This is a genomic window from Sphingobium sp. Ant17 (assembly GCF_000588875.1).
Classification (GTDB): Bacteria; Pseudomonadota; Alphaproteobacteria; order Sphingomonadales; family Sphingomonadaceae; genus Sphingobium.
The window spans coordinates 1-3,145 of record NZ_JEMV01000141.1 but is presented as its reverse complement, the minus strand read 5'-3'; the positions used below and the strand labels follow the sequence as shown (position 1 = coordinate 3,145).

At 65.4% G+C, this 3,145-nt stretch carries 2 protein-coding genes; both read right to left on the bottom strand.

Annotated elements, in window-relative coordinates; all coding sequences use genetic code 11:
• Positions 1 to 62: 62 nt before the first annotated feature.
• Positions 63 to 1,652 carry a Vgb family protein gene (locus BF95_RS24745; protein WP_043155445.1) on the bottom strand — a complete coding sequence of 530 codons (1,590 nt, stop codon included), beginning with the start codon at positions 1,650 to 1,652 and terminating at the stop codon, positions 63 to 65.
• 1 nt (position 1,653) lies between these two features.
• A complete protein-coding gene (locus BF95_RS24740; RefSeq protein WP_043155443.1) occupies positions 1,654 to 3,069 on the bottom strand; it encodes an aldehyde dehydrogenase family protein in 1,416 nt (471 codons plus the stop codon).
• Positions 3,070 to 3,145: the final 76 nt, after the last annotated feature.

The following is a 3,145-nucleotide window of genomic DNA, read 5'->3' as shown; positions in this document are numbered from 1 at the left end:
TCGAGCGAAGTCGAGAAACGGAGCGCGCAGGTTTCTCGACTTCGCTCGAAACGAACGGAGGTTTATGCAGTCGGCCTTAAGGTCAGGACGCTGCCTTCGGCGTCACCCGATAGGTAGAGCGTGCCGCCCGGTCCTGCGGTCAGGCCACAGAAATTGATCATCGGTCCGGCCATGTCGCCGATCGGGCCGAGATAATGCGGCGTGATGCCGATCGGCGCGCCGACTGGCAGATGGGTTGCGATGACGGTCTGCGCACCGCTGGCGGGATCGAATGCGATCAGCGATTTCGTCTGAGTATCGACGACATAGAGGCTGCCGTTGCTGATCGTGATGCCTTCGGGGCGACCCAGCCCTTCGGCGACCGTTTCCGGCTTGCTGCCCTGTTGCAGCCGAATGATGCGCCCCTTGCCCGCTTCGGCGACATAGGCGGCATTGCCATCCAACGCGACACCCATTGGCTGGTCGAGGCCGTTGGCGATTACGCGCGCTGCGCCATTTTCGGCGACATGGACCTGACCCCTGCCCTGTTCGGCAAAGACGACTGCGCCGTCCGGGGCGAGCGCGACACCCATGAGGCGGTCATGGCCGTGGGAGAGAAAATCGCTGGCCCCCTCACCCGGCCGATAGCGCGCGACGCTGCCGGTGCCGGTGGTGATGATCCATTCGCCTAGCTGCGCGCCCGTTGCGACGCCGCGCATATAGCCGGGACAACCGGGATGGAAGATCATGCCCGCCAGTTGGGGCGCGCCGCCGGGGCGGAGCGTGTAGCCGAACGTGCCGTCCGCGATGAACAAGGCACCGTCCGCACCCAGGGCGAGGCCGAGTGGCCATTGCAGCGCGCGGGGAACGACCGAGCGGACCTTGCCGTCGCCCAGCAATTCGGTGATCTCGCCGGGGATGCTGGAGACAAAGATGCGGTCGCCAATGAAGCTGACATTGTCGAGGCCGGGGCCAAGATCGGCAAGGATTTCGCGGGTGCCGCTGACAGGGTCGATGCGCAGCACCTGGCCGCTGGCGACCTGGGTGGTGACGATGCGCCCCTTACTGTCGAACTTGACCGAGTCCGGCACGCCAAGGTCGCCAGCCACGACTTCATGCGCGCCGGTTTCCAAGTCCACGCGCCAGATTTCATTGGCGCCCATGACGGGGACATAGAGTTTGCCGTCCGGGCCGACCTGAAAGGCGTTGGCCATGGGCACATTGTCGAGGATGAGCCGGGGCGGGCCGCCGTCGCGGTCCAGTTCCATGATCCGCGCGCCCATGCGACACTCGCCTGCGACCAGGCGGCCCTGATGCCAGGTGATCGGGTTGGCGACGGGCATGTCGCCATAGAGGACGCGCGCCTGCCCGCCGGGCGTCAGCATCGACACGCGGCCTTCGGTGATTTCAGTGAGGTAGAGATTGCCCGCTTCATCGAACACCAGATCGTCGGGCGCGACGATCGCGCCGCCCATCGGGCTGACGGTCGAGATGGTGCCTGTATCGACGTCGATCGCGCTGACCTGGCTGCCGCCGACCTGCGCGACGTAGAGGCGGCCATCCGGGCCGGTGGCAAGGCCATTCGCGCCGTAGAGGCGGCTGGGCGGAGTGAGGCGTTCGAGGTGCCACCCTTCCGCTGCCGTCATGCCGCTGGGCGCGATGCGGCTAACCATATCAGGCGTAGCCGAGCATGGATTTGACTTCGAGATATTCGTGGAAGCCATACTCCCCCCACTCGCGCCCATTGCCGCTGCGCTTGTAGCCGCCGAAGGGCGCATGGAAATCGAAGCCGCCATTCATGCTGACCCAGCCGGTGCGCAGGCGGCGGGCGACGGTGTGGACCTGGGCGGTGTCCAGGCCGTTGACGTACCCCGCGAGGCCGAAAGGGCTGTCATTGGCGATGGCGACGGCATGGTCGATGTCTTCATAGGGGATGATGACCAGCACGGGGCCGAAAATCTCTTCGCGGGCGATGACCATGTCGTTGGTGCCGAGGAAGACGGTGGGGCGGACGAACCAGCCTTTGTCGATGCCTTCGGGGCGACCGGGGCCGCCTGCGACGAGGGTCGCGCCTTCCGCTACGCCATTGGCGATATAGTCCTGAATGATGTTGTATTGCGCCTTCGACACGACCGGCCCCATGGCGACGTCGCCTGCCGGGTCGCCGACGGTGACGGCTTGCGTGGCGGTCTTGGCGGCTGCGAGCGCTTCGTCGAGGCGAGATGCGGGGACGAGCAGGCGCGATCCGGCGCTGCAGGTCTGGCCGCTATTGCCCATCATGCTCGCAGTTGCGCCGGTGACATTGTCGGCCAGCGCTGCATCGTCCAGCACGATGAAGGCGCTCTTGCCGCCGAGTTCGAGGCCGACGCGCTTGACCGTGGTGGCGGCGTCCTTCTGGATCTGCACGCCGACGGGTTCCGAGCCGGTGAAGCTGATCATGTCGACATCTTCGTGGGTCGAAAGCGCGGTGCCGATGACGCTGCCCTGCCCCTGGATCATGTTGAAAACGCCCGCAGGCACGCCCGCCGCGTCGATGATTTCGGCGAGGATTTGTGCTGAGAAGGGCGCGAGCTGCGGTGGTTTGAGGATCATGGTGCAGCCGGTGGCGAGCGCGGGGAAGACCTTAACGCAGGTCTGGTTCATCGGCCAGTTCCAGGGCGTTATGAGGCCGCAGACGCCGATGGGTTCGCGGCGGATCAGCGTGGGTCCGCGCAATTCCTCGAACGGGAATGTCTCCAGCAATTCGATCGCGGTCTGGAGATGGCCTGCGCCGAGGCCGACATGGAAGCCGTTGGCGAGACCCGATGGCGCACCCATTTCCTCACGGATCGCCTCGCCCAAGTCGGCCATGCGGCGCTGATATTCGGCCTGGATCGCTTTGAGCAGGTCGAGCCTCTGTTCGCGGGTGGTTTCTGACCAGGTGGGGAAGGCGCGGCGGGCGGCGGCGACGGCTTTGTCCACGTCTGCCGCAGAGCCAAGCGCGATATGGCCTGCGACGGCTTCGGTCGCGGGGTTGATGACTTCGGCGGTCTTGGGCGCGACCGGGTCTACCCACTGGCCGTCAATGTAGAAGTGCAGATGATCGCGCATGATTTTTGTCCTCTCCTTCGTTAAATCCTCCCCCATTTGGGGAGGGGGACCACTCCGAAAGAGTGGTGGAGGGGTG

Excerpts from the sequence above, each read along its gene's own strand:
- BF95_RS24745 (WP_043155445.1), bottom strand. The coding sequence starts at position 1,652 with ATGGTTAGCCGCATCGCGCCCAGCGGCATGACGGCAGCGGAAGGGTGG.
- BF95_RS24740 (WP_043155443.1), bottom strand. The coding sequence starts at position 3,069 with ATGCGCGATCATCTGCACTTCTACATTGACGGCCAGTGGGTAGACCCG.